Origin of the sequence: Paenibacillus sp. RC73, assembly GCF_044908085.1 — a bacterium.
Taxonomy (GTDB): Bacteria; Bacillota; Bacilli; order Paenibacillales; family Paenibacillaceae; genus Paenibacillus; species Paenibacillus terrae_A.
The window spans coordinates 686328-704088 of the sequence record NZ_JBIYCV010000002.1 but is presented as its reverse complement, the minus strand read 5'-3'; the positions used below and the strand labels follow the sequence as shown (position 1 = coordinate 704088).

13 protein-coding genes and 1 pseudogene are annotated in these 17761 nt (G+C 48.5%); 1 reads left to right on the top strand and 13 read right to left on the bottom strand.

Translation table 11 applies throughout. The features are described 5' to 3' along the window. Positions 1-46: 46 nt before the first annotated feature. Positions 47-314, top strand: a pseudogene (locus ABH897_RS06810) (tyrosine-type recombinase/integrase); the annotation flags it as partial. Between the two features lie 111 nt (positions 315-425). Here the strand turns inward: ABH897_RS06810 and glnA are convergent. The 13 genes from glnA to mutS all read right to left on the bottom strand — a co-directional run bounded on the left by glnA (position 426) and on the right by mutS (position 17713). After that, positions 426-1754 (bottom strand): type I glutamate--ammonia ligase, encoded by a 1329-nt coding sequence (gene glnA, locus ABH897_RS06805; RefSeq protein WP_404591434.1) that lies wholly within the window; start codon positions 1752-1754, stop codon positions 426-428. A 116-nt stretch (positions 1755-1870) separates the two neighbouring features. Next, positions 1871-2284 carry a MerR family transcriptional regulator gene (locus ABH897_RS06800; RefSeq protein ID WP_007430683.1) on the bottom strand — a complete coding sequence of 138 codons (414 nt, stop codon included), beginning with the start codon at positions 2282-2284 and terminating at the stop codon, positions 1871-1873. Positions 2285-2367: 83 nt separating this feature from the next. After that, positions 2368-3621 (bottom strand): methionine gamma-lyase family protein, encoded by a 1254-nt coding sequence (locus tag ABH897_RS06795; protein WP_404591432.1) that lies wholly within the window; start codon positions 3619-3621, stop codon positions 2368-2370. A gap of 112 nt (positions 3622-3733) precedes the next feature. Next, on the bottom strand, positions 3734-5020 hold the full coding sequence (gene hflX, locus ABH897_RS06790; protein ID WP_283652126.1) for a GTPase HflX: 1287 nt from the start codon (positions 5018-5020) through the stop codon (positions 3734-3736). 114 nt (positions 5021-5134) lie between these two features. Continuing rightward, the gene (locus ABH897_RS06785; RefSeq protein ID WP_137063337.1) at positions 5135-6118 is read right to left on the bottom strand and encodes an AAA family ATPase; all 984 of its coding nucleotides are present in this window, start codon (positions 6116-6118) and stop codon (positions 5135-5137) included. A gap of 149 nt (positions 6119-6267) precedes the next feature. Continuing rightward, a complete protein-coding gene (locus ABH897_RS06780; protein WP_283652127.1) occupies positions 6268-6963 on the bottom strand; it encodes a YdcF family protein in 696 nt (231 codons plus the stop codon). Next, positions 6960-7517, bottom strand: a complete 558-nt coding sequence (locus tag ABH897_RS06775) for a ribonuclease FAU-1 family protein (RefSeq protein ID WP_283652128.1) — start codon at positions 7515-7517, stop codon at positions 6960-6962. The genes ABH897_RS06780 and ABH897_RS06775 overlap by 4 nt, the downstream gene beginning before the upstream one ends. Before the next feature lie 167 nt (positions 7518-7684). Then, the gene (locus ABH897_RS06770; protein ID WP_404521312.1) at positions 7685-10345 is read right to left on the bottom strand and encodes a PBP1A family penicillin-binding protein; all 2661 of its coding nucleotides are present in this window, start codon (positions 10343-10345) and stop codon (positions 7685-7687) included. 188 nt (positions 10346-10533) lie between these two features. Then, entirely contained in the window at positions 10534-10779 is a 246-nt protein-coding gene (hfq, locus tag ABH897_RS06765; RefSeq protein WP_283652129.1) for an RNA chaperone Hfq, read from the bottom strand. 20 nt (positions 10780-10799) lie between these two features. Next, the gene (miaA, locus tag ABH897_RS06760; protein WP_283652130.1) at positions 10800-11780 is read right to left on the bottom strand and encodes a tRNA (adenosine(37)-N6)-dimethylallyltransferase MiaA; all 981 of its coding nucleotides are present in this window, start codon (positions 11778-11780) and stop codon (positions 10800-10802) included. Further along, positions 11764-12615 carry a class I SAM-dependent methyltransferase gene (locus tag ABH897_RS06755; RefSeq protein WP_404591430.1) on the bottom strand — a complete coding sequence of 284 codons (852 nt, stop codon included), beginning with the start codon at positions 12613-12615 and terminating at the stop codon, positions 11764-11766. The genes miaA and ABH897_RS06755 overlap by 17 nt, the downstream gene beginning before the upstream one ends. 12 nt (positions 12616-12627) lie before the next feature. After that, positions 12628-14817, bottom strand: a complete 2190-nt coding sequence (gene mutL, locus ABH897_RS06750) for a DNA mismatch repair endonuclease MutL (RefSeq protein WP_404591428.1) — start codon at positions 14815-14817, stop codon at positions 12628-12630. A gap of 79 nt (positions 14818-14896) precedes the next feature. After that, on the bottom strand, positions 14897-17713 hold the full coding sequence (gene mutS, locus ABH897_RS06745; RefSeq protein WP_404591426.1) for a DNA mismatch repair protein MutS: 2817 nt from the start codon (positions 17711-17713) through the stop codon (positions 14897-14899). Positions 17714-17761: the final 48 nt, after the last annotated feature.

The window sequence follows — 17761 nt, the reverse complement described above, 5'->3', positions numbered from 1 at the left end:
CATTTTAATGGGTTTGAGAGTTTACACAATATATTTTACAGACTCTGGAAACCCGATTCCAAAATCATCTTTATTCAATGCTTTTTCGCGCATCTTAAAGCGCGCTGGTTTACCCCCCTTACCTATTCATTCTCTAAGTCATACTCATGCGGTCTTGATTTTAGAGACAGGTGTCCAAATGAAGTATGTACAGGAACGGCTTGGACACGGAAGCATGAGAATTACCGCCGGTGTTTATGCCCATATATCTAAAAAAAATCGAATCTGACAGTATGGACAAATACGAATCGTTCACTCAAAAAATATTTCAATAAAAATTTTTTGTGGGTGATTTGTGGGTGATATCAACTATCATAAAAATCACATTAGATTCCCCACAAAACTAAAAACCCCTCAACGCTTAGAGCGCCAAGGGATTCCACATTTTAGTAAAGCGTCAGATATTGATCACGTTCCCATTGATGCACTTGGGTCCGGTACATATCCCATTCAATTTCCTTAAGCTCGTAGAAGTAAGCCAGCGCATGGTCACCCAGAGCGTCAGAGATAACTTCGCTTCGAATAAGCTCGGACAAGGCTTCTTTCAAGTCTGCAGGCAGGCTTGGAATCCCTTCCTCAATCCGCTCTTCCTCAGACATAACATAGATGTTACGATCAATCGGAGCTGGCAGAGTCATTTGACGTTTGATACCGTCCAAACCGGCTCTCAGCATCACAGCCAGTGCCAAATAAGGATTGGCAGCCGGGTCAGGATTACGAACTTCGACGCGGGTACTCAAACCACGAGATGCCGGAATTCGAATCATCGGACTACGGTTACTGGCAGACCAGGCAACATAACAAGGAGCTTCATAACCCGGTACAAGACGTTTGTATGAATTCACTGTTGGATTCGTGATTGCTGCCATCGCACGTGCATGCTTGAGAATACCAGCCATATAATGGCGGGCCGTCTGGCTCAATCCGAGTTCGTCTGATTCATCATAAAATACGTTTTCATTATCCTTGAACAACGATTGGTTACAGTGCATACCGGAGCCATTCACGCCAAACAAAGGTTTTGGCATAAAGGTGGCGTGCAGACCATGCTGACGTGCAATCGTCTTAACAACGAGCTTGAACGTTTGGATCTGATCGGCAGCTTTGATTGCATCCGCATATTTAAAGTCAATCTCATGCTGTCCAGGTGCAACTTCATGATGAGACGCTTCAATTTCAAAGCCCATCTCTTCAAGCTTAAGAACAATTTCCCGACGGCAGTTTTCACCCAGATCCATCGGTGCCAAGTCAAAATATCCACCTTGGTCATTCAATTCTGTAGTCGGTTCACCTTTTTCATCGGTTTTGAACAGAAAGAATTCAGGCTCAGGTCCGACATTCATCGAAGTATAACCCATTTCTTCTGCTTCCTTGAGTACACGTTTCAAGATACCGCGCGGGTCGCCGGCAAATGGAACTCCGTCCGGCTTATAAATATCGCAGATCAGACGAGCTACACGATCCGAGGTTACCCAAGGGAAAACTACCCATGTATCCAGATCAGGATATAAGTACATGTCAGATTCTTCAATGCGCACATAACCTTCAATGGAAGAACCGTCAAACATCATTTTGTTATCCAGCGCTTTTGGCAGTTGACTAACCGGAATTTCTACGTTCTTGATCGTACCAAGCAAATCTGTAAACTGCAAACGAATAAAACGAACATTTTCTTCTTCTGCAATCCGAAGAATATCTTCTCTGGTATAACTCACACTAACCTCTCCCTTTCTGTAACGACTATATACAAATCAGCTGTTCCATAATCCTTTTAAATAATGAGGCCTGGTCTGCAAGTAAAGCGGTAGTATGCCAAAATGCAGGCTATACATTATCTCTTATTGAAAAAACGTGATAATTCACCTTGGATCAGGGATACCTGTCCTGGTCTTTTACCTGCCACAAGCTGTTGTTTCAGCAAGCGGTGAAGCTGGGTATCGGACATTTCACGACGTTTGACTTCCGTATCTGCAGTAATAACTGTAGCTTCTTCCGATTCCTTCGTGACCGGATTCATGACTTGTTTAATACCCGCAATGTTAACACCCTTCTCAATCAACGCCTTGATTTCAAGCAAACGCTCTACATCATTAAAAGAAAAAAGACGTTGGTTACCCGACGTACGGGCAGGAACTATCAAGTTATGCTGTTCATAATAACGAATCTGACGTGCTGACAAGTCCGTTAGCTTCATGACAATACCTATTGGAAATAAGGCCATGTTTCTGCGAATTTCGTCGCCCATTTGTCATCAACCTTCCAGTGATCTATTATTCACCTTATTGTACATTTAGCTGATGCAAAGTGTCAATGACATGTTAGAAAAACTCACAATAATTTACGTTCTTTCATTGTTTGCAGGGCCATCAGCACTCCATATTTCACATGAGAGTAGGTTAAGCCCCCTTGCATGTAACCAATATAAGGTTCACGAATCGGAGCATCTGCAGATAATTCCAGACTTCCTCCTTGTATAAAAGTGCCTGCAGCCATAATAACCGGATGCTCGTAGCCCGGCATATCCCACGGCTCCGGTACCACATGACTATCCACAGCGGCAGCACGCTGAATTCCTTGAACAAAAGCAATTAAATGCTCCGGTCCGCTAAAAGAAATGGCCTGAATCAAATCGGTGCGTTTCTCATGCCAGGCAGGTTTCGTTTCAAATCCCATGTCTTCAAAGACCGCAGCTGCGAATATACTTCCTTTAACCGCTTGCCCAACCAGTGTTGGAGCAAGAAATAAGCCCTGAAAGATACCTCTCGTGGTACCTAACATGGCCCCTACCTCACCTCCGATTCCAGGTGCAGTTAAGCGGTAGGCTGCCAGCTCTACATACTCCTGTTTACCGCAAATGTATCCTCCCGTTTCGGCAATGCCGCCGCCAGGATTTTTAATCAGTGAACCTGCCATCAAATCGACACCGACCTGAGTAGGCTCCAGCTTTTCGGTAAATTCACCATAACAATTGTCCACAAAGACAATAACGTCAGGTTTAATCGCCTTTACACGGGCTGTCATTTCCTCGATATCTGCCACACTAAAGGAAGCTCTCCAATCATAGCCGCGTGAACGCTGGATGCCGATCACCTTCGTATTGGCATGGATTGCAGCCTCCACTGCTTTCCAATCTATTTTACCTTCTGCTGACAGCGCCGTTTCTCCATAAATAATGCCAAAATCCTGCAATGACCCGGTCCCATCGCCGGGCTTGCCGATCACTTTGTGAAGCGTATCATACGGTTGCCCCGTAATATACAACAGCTCATCACCTGGACGCAGAACGCCGAATAAAGCAGTGGAAATCGTATGAGTTCCCGAGGCAAAATGAGGGCGGACCAATGCCGCCTCCGCACCGAACACATCGGCGTAGACCTCCTCCAGTACCTCACGCCCTCGGTCATTGTACGCATATCCCGTAGAGCCGGCAAAATGAAAATCGCTCACTTGCTTCCGCTGGAATGCCTGAATAACCTTCCACTGATTTGCATCTACAATATGATCTATGCGCTGTAGCCGTTCCTGTATTTTGCGTTCTGCTGTTTCCTGTATTTGTTGGATTTCTGGACTAAAAACTACCATTTTACCTTCATGACCCTCTCTCTTTACGCAGCCTTAGGCTATTGTTGTTATAACATCATTTCCTCGGATAATGTGCATTATCATTGAATTGACCTAAAAACGTCATCAGATGTTAGCCTTCTGTGAAGTCCTTGAGGGCATGACCATATTTTTCATACTCGCCTCGTTGAACTTCTACCTCATAAATGACATCATTGCCATCATATTCAGTCAGAAGTACATCCCCGATCCGATAAAGCACCGATGTCAGATCCCCACGTTCTGCCGGTATGCGGAATCTCAGCGTATCTCCGCTCAGATGCTCCTGAATCAGCTCACGAAGACGCAGCAGATCACTTTCGTCGAATGAGCTGATTTTCAAATAGCCCTCGCCGGAAGGAAGCATTTCCAGTTGCTCAGGAGTACAAGCATCTTTTTTATTAAACAATACGATCTGTGGCTTGTCCGCTGCTCCCAGTTGCTCCAAAATCGTTTCCACGACCTTCATCTGTTCGTCACGCATATCCGAAGAAGCGTCTACCACATGCAAAATAAGATGAGCCTCATTAGCTTCCTCCAGAGTAGCGCGGAAAGAAGCTACCAAATCATGAGGAAGATTTTGAATAAAACCAACGGTATCTGTAAGAATAATCTCTTTGCCGCTCGGTAACTCCATCGTTCTTGAGGTAGGGTCCAGCGTCGCAAACAGTTGGTTCTCAATATATACATCAGCCGCCGTTAGTTGCTTTAACAGCGTTGATTTACCCGCATTGGTGTAACCGACAAGCGCTACCTGCACAATACCACTCTTTTGTCTGCGCTCTCTATGTAAATACCGATGACGGGTGACCTCCTCCAACTGACGTTTCAAATCGCTGATACGATCACGGATGTGACGACGATCTGTCTCCAACTTGCTTTCACCGGGACCACGTGTTCCGATACCTCCGCCGAGTCGTGACAGATTTTTGCCGTGTCCAGACAAACGGGGCAACAAATAGGACAGCTGCGCCAGCTCAACCTGAATAATACCTTCTCGTGTTTTCGCTCGCTGGGCAAAGATGTCCAGAATAAGCTGCGTACGGTCGATAATTTTGAGATCCAGACTTTCTTCCAGATTTCGCACCTGAGCCCCCGACAGCTCCTGATCAAAAATAGCCGTATTCGCTCCCAATTCCTCGGCAGCTGCGCGCAGTTCCTCTACCTTACCTTTGCCGATAAACCATTTGGAGTCCTTTGCTTCCTTGTTCTGGGTCAAAACGCTAAGCACTTCAACACCAGCCGTCTCGGCCAGCTTCACAAGTTCATTCAGAGAGTATTCTGTATTGATGCCAGAACGCTTGACTTCATCCGTAATCAGACTGACCAGTACCGCCTTATCCTGCATTTCGGTTTGTGTATCGTAAGTGGAGTTCGCCATATTGTTTGCTCCTTTATTTTCCATATTAACTCTCGCACAGAGACCGACCTGATATTCAGGCCGGCCCCCGTTTGATGTTATGCAATTCGATGTGATTCAGATTTCTATTATCGCCTATCTTTTGTCCATTTTCAAATCCTCAGGACGCAGCGTCATCAGTTCCTGCTTTCCCGGCTGCCCGCTTCTGTACTGATTGAGCAACCTGACAGCCTGATGCCGAATCGCTTTTTCGATCACATTGCGGACATAACGCGCGTTGCTAAATGCATGAAGACTGTCGTTGCGTTCATTCAACAGATGCTCTTTCATTTTGAGTATGGACTGAGGCATGAGAATATAATCCCGTTCTTTGGCCATCATTTCGGAAATTTGGATAAGCTGATCCACGGTATAGTCCGGAAAATCAAGCTGGATGGGAAAACGGGAAGGCAAGCCTGGATTTGTACGCAAAAAGAAGTCCATCTCACCCGAGTATCCGGCAAGGATCAAAATAAATTGATTTTTCTGATCCTCCATGGATTTTACTAAGGTATCAATAGCTTCCTTCCCAAAATCCTTTTCCCCTCCCCGCGCCAAACTGTATGCCTCATCAATAAACAGCACCCCACCCAGAGACTTCTTGACCAGATCCCGCGTTTTTTGCGCTGTATGTCCGATATACTCGCCTACCAAATCAGCCCTCTCCACCTCAATCAGATGGCCCTTGCTCAGTACCCCCATTTTTTGCAGCATTTTAGCGATAATGCGGGCCACCGTCGTTTTCCCTGTACCCGGATTTCCTTTGAAAATCATGTGATATACGTGCGCGTTACTCAACAGCCCCGCATCAGTACGCATATGGGCAATTTGCAAAAAAGCATATACTTCAAATACCAGGTCTTTGATGTTATCCAAGCCGACGAGATGATCGAGTTCCTTCTGAATTTCCTGATAGAGACTAAGATACTGCGGTAACGCCTGCGACTTGGTCGAAGTTGCTGCATCCGTCTCATCAACATTTACTGAAGCTATCGGCTCCGGGCTACGCAGCACGACATTGATTTGTCTGGAAGGTCTCTCCTCCGTCCGCTTGCCCGCGGCGATTCCCCGTCCGTTCATGCATCCATCACCTCAACATTTCTTCAGGCACAGCTTACCCTATTAATGTATTCGGCCCGGCATGTCCTTATTAGCATAAAAGCAACAGGAGCTTGTGCAAAGCATTTTGTTTATAGAGAAGATGCCTTTATGAGAAAACTTTGTACGTTTCAGGACACCCAGGTTTGGGCACTGAGCCACCACTTTTGCAGCGTCCATTTGGCGTAAGCCAGTACTTCTCTCGATTGATGAAGCGGCATATTCAGTACTTTAGATTCTGCCAGAGCCATCTGGGGATGCTCCAAATTCAAAAATCGGGCAATCTCCAGCGCCCGTGGGCCATGATAACTATGTGTGATAATCACAGTCGAGGTCCAACCATACTCCTGCATGATACGCTGGCTATACAGCAGATTTTCGTAGGTGCTGGTCGCATGGTTTTCCAACACAATATGCTGCGCTGGAATACCTCTGTCAACCAAATAGCGTTGCATCCCCTCAGCCTCTGTATACGGGTAAGTTGGTTTGTCCAGCCCTCCGCTTACAATCAGACGCTTTACTGTACCGTTGCGGTATAGCTGCAGGGCCTCGTTCAGCCTCTCCTTTAGCCCCGGACTTGGCTCTGCTCCCCACATGGAAGCCCCTAGTACAATTCCTACCTGTGCTTGCTGAAGCGGAGTGGTAGAGGCAGCGTTATTCATATTCCAAAATCGAATACCTCCCCATACCAAACCGATCATAATGATAACCAGCAGACAAAGCACAAGACGCTTGGCTGCTGAAAACTTTTTCTCTGGGCCGCTCAGCCTGCTTTTTGATTCAGAATCTTTTGGCCCAGTGCTTCTAATCCTCTGCAAAACCTTCACCGATCCCTCTTAAAGTCACCGTTGTGAAACCATTCTGCCCGGTGTTTCAGCGACATTTTAAAATAGGGGAATATATGGGCATCTATCCGTCGTAAAACCTCAGCCGCTGTACGGTTAGCCAGTTCTGCCTCCTGTGTCGAGATATGCCCGCGCTGTAACGCATCCTCCAGCTCATCCTCATCCACCAAAAAGATTTCGCCATTTTTAAGTACGACAACATCCAAATACAAATCGTCAAACCAGGGCACACCCTGATCGGTCACTCCCTGATTTCGGCAGGTATCAATATACCATTCCACAATCTGCTCCCGATTGTCGAACATAGCAGTTACTACATAATGCGCACCCTTCGGATAATATTGCAACCAGGAATACCCTTTATCCGCTATGCAAAACGTATGACCGCCGTAACTTTTCCATAACGGCTCCTTGAGACTCAAAATGGTATACAAGGTCACATATCCTGTAAACACGTCACTTTCCACATACCGGCAAGCAAACTTGCGGTTCGTTATTCTGCGCCAGTTGGCCCGGTCTCCGAATTTGCGCTTCATAAATGATGTTCCTCTCCAACATTGGTAAAACCAGCTTACCATATTTAAACTGTACACTCAAAAATAACACCCTTTGCCACAACAAAAAAAGGTATTCCCAGACCATAATATGGTCCGAAAATACCTTTAGTATAAAACAAATTCAAATCACACACAGCATACGTCTTCTATTCTCGGTTGCGATGTCCACGATTGGAGCTCGACTGACCGTTGGAGTTGGTTTCCTGACTTCCATCCGGTGTAGTCCCTGTGGTAGATGGATCCGTGGTAACTGGATTTACCGTGGTATCACTATTGAAGGTACCTGCATCAGGTGTTGTTGTCTCGCCATTCCCCTGATTCGTGTCACTGCCGGTGCCAGAGCTGCCACTGTGATTGCCTGTACTGCCAGTGCCATTTCCGCTAGTGTCTCCAGGAATCGTCGGAACCTGCCCTGGGCTGGTGCTATTATCGGTACCTCCAGGGACTGTATTCCCCTGATCGGTGCCGTTCTGACCGTCTGTAGTCCCGCTGTTATCCGGTAATGTTCCATCCTGATTCGGATCAGTTCCCTGCTGTGGATCTACCGGAGTAGTCTCTGCCGGAATTTCCACACGGATTGTATTGGATGGATCAGATTCCTTACCATCCGCTCCATAAGCCGTTACATAATATTCATACGCGGCTCCGGCTAATGGAGACGTATCTTCACCACTCGTGCCTTTCATCGCCTCCATAATCACCGTAAAGCCCCCTTCGGAAGCCTCTTTGCGATACACGCGGTATTGCACATTATCTCCCGCCGCCGCAGTCCAGGTCAACGATACAATTTGGGTATCCTGACTATAAGACCCGCTCAGTCCGCTTGGAGCGGTAACCTGAACCGGCACGTCTGGCTTCTGCTCAACTGGTGGTTCATATCCTTTTGGCTGGCTGAATTGCGTAACCGGGTGCCCCTTGAGGGCTTCACCCATGACCCTTCCGAAAAAGGCTGCCGACTGCCCACTGTAGTTTCTCAGCATATGTTTGCTGTCCGGCTTGTCATAGCCCATCCATACTGCACCAGTATATTCCGGCGTATAACCAACAAACCAGATATCACGGTTGCCACTGTTCCCGCTAATTCCACTCTGGGTTGTACCCGTTTTACCCGCTACAGGCCAATTAATACGGGCTTTGCGGCCCGTACCGCTATTGACTACATTTTGCATCATTTGCGTCATTTCATAAGCTGTTTTCTCGCTCATTACGGTTTTAAATTCTTCTTTGTGAGTGTAAACCGTTTTGTCATCACTATCGTTAATTTGCTTGATGGAGTAAGCTTTTTGGAACTGTCCATTATTGGCAAAAGCACTGTATGCCTGTGCCATTTCAAGCGTGTTCGTTCCTTTACTTAGTCCACCCAATGCGATAGCGAGCGAGTGATCATTTTTGTCCATCGGGATGCCTACGCTTTCCGCGAATTGGACCCCTCTTTCCACACCGATCTGGTTGAGTAACCATACTGGCGGGATATTTTCAGACTTTGTAATCGCATCGGTCATACTGATGGTCGAAGAGTAACCGTGCAAGTTTTTCGGGCTATACCCGTTAAAACTCTGTCGCTCATTACTCAAAGGTGTATCCATTGTAACTTTGCCGGATTCGAGTGCCGGCGCATACGCCGCAATAGGTTTAAAGGCCGAACCTGGCTGCCTGCGGCTTTGCGTCGCGCGGTTAAAGGTTCCCTTTTTGTAATCCCGTCCGGGTGCCATCGCGGCAATTCCGCCCGTCTGGTTATTAATAATGACCATGGAGCCTTGAACAGGCTGATCGTCCGGGCTCTTTTCGAACATACTATCATCTGCCATCGCCTGATCCAGCGCATTTTGGGCCTGAGCATCCATCGTCGTATGAATTTTGTAGCCGCCAACGATCAGATCGTTTCCGCTGACTCCCGGCAAAGCATCCTCCGCCTCATTCATCACATACTCCATAAAATTTTGATACTTTTGAACTTTTTCCGGCTGCTTGTAATCATAATCTACAGCCTTGGCCTCTTCCATTTCCTGCTTGCCAATCATTCCCTGCTCAAACATCAGCTGGAGAACCACAGCACGTCGTTCCTTTGAGTTTTCCGGATTACTAATTGGATTATATTTGGAAGGTCCTTTTGGAATAGCTGCTAACGTGGCGATCTGCCATAGCTTTAATTCTTTTAAGTTCGATTGCCCAAAGTACCCCACCGAAGCTGCCTTGATTCCTGAATATGAACGTCCAAACCAAATTCGGTTCAAATACAACGTAATAATCTCATCTTTAGTCAAATTCCGTTCTAGCGCCATTGCAATAGATACCTCGGTCGCTTTACGGAAAAAGGTCTTGTCACGCGACAAAAACAGGTTTTTGGCCAACTGTTGGGTCAGCGTACTGCCGCCCTCCACTGCCGAACGGGCTACGATATCTTTTACGGCCGCCCGACCGATAGACCAAATATCAACCCCCTGGTGCTCCATAAATCGCTTATCCTCTGTTGCTATAAAAGCTTTTTTGAGCAATGGCGGAATTTCTTCACTTTTAACGGGATCGCTTTTTTGCACGGACAGCTCGCCCATAAGCACACCGTTACGATCGTAAACCTTTGATGTCTCGTTCACTGTAATTTTATCCTTGTTGGCTTTGTAAATTTGTTCGCCATTTACCATGACAAACAAATATCCACCAAGCGCGCAGAATATAGCTAACGCCGCCGTAATAAACAGTGTCCATCCAATTTGCTTACCTGTAATTTTCTTTTTCTTGCCCTTCGGCTTCTCTTTAGGTGTGTTTCTATTGCGATTGCCGGATCTGGACAATGAATCGTTTGGCATTCCCCTGACTCCCTTTCGCGATTAATCACATGTTGCCGAACGTATATATAGCTTGCTGTTGGCAGCATGAAAGCAAACGGAATGAAAAGAACAACCCTGTTCAGGTTGCTCCGGGTCTCATTCCTATACGGTTAGACGAGACGGTCGCTTAAAAAGTTTCATCAACCCGGGCGACCGTCAAGCCGTAATCAGTTATCGCTGGCGTTCTCCTGTTGCTGTACAAGCGACACATTGCGTTGCGGTGTAAAGGTGGAAATAGCATGCTTGTAGATCAGCTGCTGCTTTCCATCCGAGTCGATAACAATTGTGAAGTTGTCAAATGCTTTAATGGTTCCCCGCACCTGAAATCCATTGATCAGGTATACCGTTACCGGTATAGAATCCTTGCGCAATTGATTCAGAAACGTATCTTGGATATTAATGGACTTGTTCATTTTAGCCGTACCCCCAATAATCATTTGGATTGTTTTGAAGTATATTCAAGGTCTGTCCGGAACTTTCCTGCTATAATTTCGTGTATTCGGGCTGCATGAGCAGAAAAATTTCCGAAATCGGTGACATCTACCCACTGGATATCCTTCATATGGCGAAACCACGAGAGCTGCCGCTTCGCAAAATGACGCGTATCCCGTTTCAGCCAAGTCACCGCCTCTTCCAAAGACACCTCTCCTCGCAGGTAGGAGGATATCTCTTTATAGCCTAGACCTTGCATGGAGATGGCATCGCTTCGCACTCCCCGTTCCATTAAGGAGGTTACCTCAGCAACAAGCCCTTGATCGAGCATCCCGTCAATTCGGTCTTCAATACGTTTATATAGCATTTGCCTATCCATTGTCAAACCTACGATGCAAAGCTGATAGGGAGATTCCTTTTTTTGACTGGCCAATTGCGAGCTGAGCGTCGTTCCGCTAACATGATAAATTTCCAACGCTCGAACGACTCGGCGCCGGTCATTGGGATGCAGACGACGTGCACTTTCGGGATCAACCGCCTGGAGTCGCGCATGAAGCGCCTCGGCTCCAAATTGTTCGGCATAATCAAGCTGTTCCTGACGAAAAGCTTCATCAGCTCCCACCTCGGAAAACTGGTATTCATAGCAGACAGACTCCACATATAAACCTGTCCCACCTACGATAAACGGCAGTTTCCCTCTGGCATGAATATCCGGTATGAGACGACGGCAATCTTCCTGAAATGCAGCTACCGAATATGGGTATTCCGGCTCATGAATATCAATCAAATGGTGCTTGATTCCTTCCATTTCCTGTTCGGAAATTTTGGCAGTTCCAATATCCATATGACGGTACACCTGCATGGAATCTCCGGAAATAATTTCCCCGCCAAATTGCCGTGCCATCTCGATGCTTAATTTCGTCTTGCCGACCGCAGTCGGGCCGACAAGAACAAGTAGTTTAGGCTTAGATGCCGCTATCAATATCAATCACTCCGTACACTGTTTTCGTTGTGCCCCGTTGCTCCACATGGAAGCCAAGGCGGGCAAATTCCCTGCTGCCCCGTTTTTCCTTCAATACAATTGTTTTCCTTGCAATACGTTTTGCCTGAACAATACTTTCCTCATCCAGAGCATCCGGGTTAGCCAATCCTCTCAATGGACCGATTGCACTAGAATCGAGCAACGGATCACGGAACATCGGGTCAAAATAGATAATATCCACACTGCGATCCGGCAAGCTACGCAAATAATCCAAATGATGACCAAAGCGGACGTCAATGCCGGAAAATGCCTCATCTACCGCAGCGTTGCCGGAACGGTAATGCCTCATTCCATCCTTGATTAAAGCATAGACAGGAAAAGAACTTTCCACAGCAGTTACTTGTCCAGAACTTCCTGTTCCAATTGAAAACAGGAGGGAATCCGTTCCGAGTCCTGCGGTACAATCCAGCACGGTGTCCCCCGGAACGAGCCGAGCGGCGGTCAGCATCGGATCAGGCTCGCCCTTCAACACCCGCTTGGCGCGGATGAAGCCCATGCTCGGGTGAAAAGTCATCGGTGGTTGCTCCGGGCTAATCAGCCTCACCCCACCCTGTACGAGCACCAACGCCTGACGAACTCTATGAGCAGCAGTCAGCCTTGCTACCGATATACCACGACGGGGGGCATACAGCACCCCCAGCTCGGCTGCAAGCAGTTCCGCCCGCTGCACGACCTCAGCGGAGGGAGAATCCCCTGTCGTCACCAATAAATGGGCTTGTTCCTCCCGAAGCCTTACCTGCTTTTCTTCTTCACGGTTTTCCCGATCCTGCAACATATATAAACTCCCTTACATTACTCTCTTAAACAGCTTCTCCAAATCATATATGGAAAAGGACACAACGATGGGCCGCCCATGCGGGCAGGTGTACGGCTGTCTGCACGCCGCCAAACGCTCCAGCAGTACGACAGCCTGTCGGTCAGTCAGCTTCTGGTTCGCTTTAATCGAAGCCCGGCAGGAGCACATGATCGAGGCTGCTTCCCGCAGCTTTGCAAGATCAATTGCTTTTTCATCCAGTACCCATCCTGCCATTTCCTCAATAACATCCGCTTCTTGCCCTTGAGGAAGCCAGTAAGGATAAGAGCTAACACGGAAGGTTTGACCACCAAAATGCTCCAAATACACTCCTGCCTGCTCAAACCAGTGCAGCCTTGTTTTCAGCTTTTCCGTCTCCGAGGGCGTAAATTCTAATGTAATCGGCAGGAGTAGCTCCTGAGATACCGCCTCGGGACTGCCGAATTTTTCATAATAAAATTCGTAGTTAACCCGTTCATGCGCAGCATGCTGGTCAATTAAATACAGCCCCTGATCGTTCTGCGCAATCAAATAGGTTCCATGGTGCTGACCAATCAAATTTAGCTCAGGAAAAGCGGGAATCTCGGGAGCCTCACCCGACACCACCGCCAACTGCTCTGCATTCAGTCGTGACTGACGTTTCTTCTGATCCGTGAAATATCGGGAATCCACAGCGTTTCCTGCATCCGGTGAAGCAGAAGGCCGATAAGCCACAGAAGCAGCCGCTTCCTGTACTCTGCCGCTGTACAAAGGGGATGAACCGGATTCGCTTTTATTCCCTTGAATTTCTTGAGTAGCGAACGCCTGCCCGGAAGCACTATCAGGCACCGGATCGTTCCCTCTAACGCCATTCCCATCGTTTCCATCCACAAAATCTGCATCCAGTTCCTCGTCACTGACACGTTGCCCAGAAGACGTTTTCCCCCGACCAGAGACAAGGAGTCTCTCCCTATTCTGGCGTTGCTCACGCTCCGTGCCAAGCCTGTGTTCCTCCTCATTTCCGTCCAAACGAATAGATTGGCGCGGGTCACGGCCCTCCGGGAAAGGTCCGGCAAGCGGTTGTGCCTCCCCTCGGCTCTCGCCAGCAGAAGAGTTTCCTTCCATACCGCTTCCCTTCGAGAAATGGAACTGCTCCTGCACGAACGAGCCGCTATCCTTGCCGCCGATTTCGCGCTTGACTGCCTTCGGAATCAGCACCTGCTGCCCTAGAACAGCTTTTACCGAATCCTCAACCAATTGAAACAGCTCGGCTTCTTTGCTGAAACGTACCTCCAACTTGGCAGGATGAACGTTAACATCCACCAGTGAAGGATGCATTTCCAGCTGGATCACAGCTAGTGGAAAACGATTGATCGGCAGCAAGGTATGATACGCCTTAAGCAGTGCCTGATTCAGCCCGTAGCTACGCACAAAACGTCCGTTCACCACCGTCGAGATGGCATTCCGATTCGATCTGGTCCACTCCGGGCGGCTGACATAGCCGCTAATACGGTAATCCAGACTCTCTCCTTCCAGCAGCAGCATGGATTTCGCTGTCGAGGTTCCATAAACAGCGGCAATCACTTGAAGCAAATCACCATTACCCAGCGTTTGAAGCAGTGTATTCCCGTTATGCCGCAATGTGAAGGCAACTTCGGGGTGTGAAAGCGCCATTCGGTAAAGTACATCCGAAATGTGCCCCAGCTCCGTCTGGATCGTTTTCATATATTTCAGCCTTGCAGGCGTGTTATAAAACAGCTCCCGGACGGTAAAATCCGTCCCTTGCCGAGCGGCTGCATCCTCATGCAGCACCAGCTTGCCGCCCTCAATAACCAATTTGCGGGCACGTCCGTCATCTCCGGCTGCTGTCAGCAGCTCCACTTTCGATACAGCCGCAATACTCGGCAGCGCTTCTCCCCGGAAGCCCAGGCTCGTGATCTGGAACAGATCGCGTCCATGCCCAATTTTGCTGGTCGCATGCCGATAGAACGCCGTTTCGACATCTTCAGGCTCGATGCCACTACCGTTATCCGTCACCCGGATGCTTTGCAGTCCGCCTTCCTCTACCCATACGTCGACACGCGTACCGCCCGCATCAATCGCATTTTCCACCAGCTCCTTCACGACGGAGGCTGGACGTTCTACAACCTCACCGGCAGCAATCTGGTTGGCAATATGCTCATCCAGTACCCGAATTTTAGACATCCTTTTAACCTCCCCCTAACTTCAAAGTGTGATGAAAATGAAAATGAAAATATAATATCGTTAACTACAGATATCGGTGCTACAGGCCGTTGGCCTTGTTTTTCAGTTCATTTAACAACTGCATCGCCTGCAAAGGTGTCATATTCATGACATCAGCGTTTTTCACCTTGCGTAAAATCTGGCGCACAATCGGATTAACCTCGGCCGTCTCCAGCTGCGGCTTGGCAGGAGCAAGCTCTTGCTCTCCGAAAATGGACAGCTGTACGACTCCAGTAGCCGTATGGTCCAGCACACTGGAGTCTTCCACCGCCTGCTGAGTGTTTTCTTTTACAACGTTGGCTTGCTGTGACATAAGTGGAGCCTGCAACGCCACTTCCCTGCTTTCCCGTAGCGTCTGGTCTGAATGGGTGCCGTCCAAAGAAGAAGCTCCAGCTCCTGAAACTGTGCGGTGAACAACATTTTCCTTCGCTACTGCAACAGCCTCGGTGCCTGCCGTCACTTGGGCAGCCGCGTGCTCAAAGCCATGCAACAGCCCGTTCGCACGTTCAATGATATTATCCGGCAAACCCGCAAGACGGGCACAATAGATACCGTAACTGCTACTGGCCGCGCCCGGTATGAGCTTACGCAGGAAATTCACCTTGTCGCCGCTTTCCTGTACCGCCATGGAGTAGTTCCGCAGCGAGGACAGGCTTTGCTCCAAATGAGCCAGCTCATGAAAATGCGTAGACACCAGCGCCTTACAGCCGATCGTGTCATGGACAAATTCAATCACAGCTTGAGCAATCGCCATCCCCTCACTGGTGGACGTACCGCGTCCCAACTCGTCAATAATGATCAGGCTTCGCGGAGTCGCTTTGTCTGTCATGACCTGAATATCAGCCATTTCCACCATGAACGTACTCTGCCCGCCGATCAGGTCATCCGCCGCACCGATGCGCGTGAAAATGCGATCCAGCATCGGCACTTTCGCATGTGCAGCCGGAACGAAGCAACCGATCTGCGCCATAATTGCGATCAGCGCAACCTGACGCATATACGTACTTTTCCCGGCCATATTCGGACCGGTGATTAGCAAAATATGCGCATCTGCTTCCTCCAGCGCCGTACCATTGGCGATAAAGCTGCCATCCTTCATCACAGCTTCCACAACGGGATGCCGCCCCTGCTCCACCACGAGATCATATCCCGTTGTCAGCTCAGGCTTCACGAAGCCACGCTCTGCGCTGACCGATGCCAGGGACTGGTACACATCAATTTCTGCCACCCGCTCTGCCAGCTTTTGCAGGCGTGGAATTTCAGTATTTAGTTTACTGCGAAGCTCAGAGAAGAGAGAGTACTCCAGATCTACCATCTTATCCTCGGCTTCCAAAATCAGAGATTCCTTTTCCTTCAGCTCCGGTGTAATATATCGTTCCGCATTCGCCAGCGTTTGCTTGCGTTCATATCGTCCTTCCGGCAATGAAGCCAGATTGGATTTGGTTACCTCGATATAATAACCAAATACTTTGTTGTACCCGATTTTGAGCGACCGAATACCAGTCGCTACACGTTCCTTGGCCTCCAGCTCGGCGATCCAGCGCTTGCCGTTCACACTCGCCTCCCGCAGTTCGTCCAGACGCTGATGGTAGCCATCCTTAATGAGACCCCCGTCCCTTACAGAAATAGGCGGCTCGTCCGCTACGGCTTCCTCAATCAACGCACACAAGTCTGTACAGCTATCCAGCGTCTGGGCAACTCGGCGCAGTGTCTCCGATTCCGATTCTGCGCATAGCTCACGCAAAGCCGGAATTCGGGTTAATGACAGCTTGAGTGCAATCAGGTCGCGTGCATTGGCGCTGCCAAAGGCAATTCGCCCAACCAAGCGCTCCAGATCGTAAATTTCTTTAAGCTGTGCACGCACATCCTCACGAAAAATAAACTGGTGGTACAGCTTATCAACCGCCTCCAGCCGTTCCTCGATCAGATGGCTGCTAAGCAGCGGCTTGTCGATCCAGCGTCGCAGCAACCGAGCTCCCATCGACGTCTCCGTCCGATCCAGCAACCACAGCAACGATCCCTTCTTGGAGCGCTCACGAACCGTCTCCACCAGTTCCAGATTACGGCGGGTAAATGGATCAAGAATCATAAAATGGTTTGGCTCATAAACGGAAATCTGGGTCAACTGGCCTAACGATCTTTTTTGCGTTTCATTCAAATAAGCAATCAGACGCGATACACACTGCCTACGTTCCTCGTTGAGCCTTGCCCACGTTGCTTCACCAAATTGACCACGCACAAGATCATCCTTAGACTTGTCCCAGGCTGTGTAGACAACACGACGCCCAACGGGTGACATTCGGGAGGTTACGAAATCGAGCAGATGACCATCCCCCAGCATTTCTGACGGCTCATAAATATTAATTTCATCCAACAGCCATTCTTTCGAATCAGGTACAGAGGTCACATACAGCTCACCTGTTGACAAATCGCAGGCCGCCAGTGCCAGCATCCCGTCCGTCTCGGTGACACATACCATGTAGTTGTTGGATTTGTCACCCAGCACCTTGCCTTCCATCACCGTACCCGGAGTGACGACACGGACAATATCTCGCCGTACCATCCCCTTCGTAGCCGAGGCTTCCTCCATCTGTTCGCAGATGGCAACCTTATAACCCTTTTCAATAAGGCGCTGTATGTAATTTTCCGCCGAATGATAAGGCACGCCGCACATTGGAATTTTTTCCGTGCCGCCACCCTCGCGTCCGGTAAGTGTAATCTCCAACTCCTTCGATGCAAGAATCGCATCATCAAAAAACATCTCGTAAAAATCCCCTAGGCGGAAAAACAAAAACGCATCCTGCGCCTGGTCTTTTATGGATAAATATTGCTCAATCATCGGTGTATATTTGGCCATACCGTTTACTAACCCCCACACATTGTTCCGTTTAAACTTACATTACCT